The organism is Geobacillus sp. G4 (genome assembly GCF_040327975.1).
Lineage (GTDB): Bacteria > Bacillota > Bacilli > Bacillales > Anoxybacillaceae > Geobacillus > Geobacillus thermoleovorans.
This window is the reverse complement of sequence record NZ_JBEPJY010000100.1, coordinates 1-270: the sequence shown is the minus strand read 5'-3', so window position 1 is coordinate 270 and position 270 is coordinate 1. Positions and strand designations below refer to the sequence as shown.

1 protein-coding gene is annotated in these 270 nt (G+C 51.5%); it reads right to left on the bottom strand.

What is annotated here, in order from left to right:
* Positions 1-33: 33 nt before the first annotated feature.
* On the bottom strand, positions 34-270 hold a 237-nt coding region (locus ABS784_RS17115; protein ID WP_221932379.1), incomplete at its 5' end, for a hypothetical protein.

Below are 270 nucleotides of genomic sequence, written 5' to 3'. Positions count from 1 at the left end.
GCGGGGGCAGGATTTGAACCTGCGACCTTCGGGTTATGAGCCCGACGAGCTACCGGACTGCTCCACCCCGCGATGATAAGAAAGTAAGTTGATGTTCACAATGCTTTTGGTGTTGTTGTCCGTTGCCTCTTCCTCTACAAGCTGATTCAAAGATGCTGGATGCGTCGGGACAACTCGCGATGAATGAGAAAGCAAGTCAGCTTTTATATTAAGATGGTGGAGGATGACGGGATCGAACCGCCGACCCCTTGCTTGTAAGGCAAGTGCTCT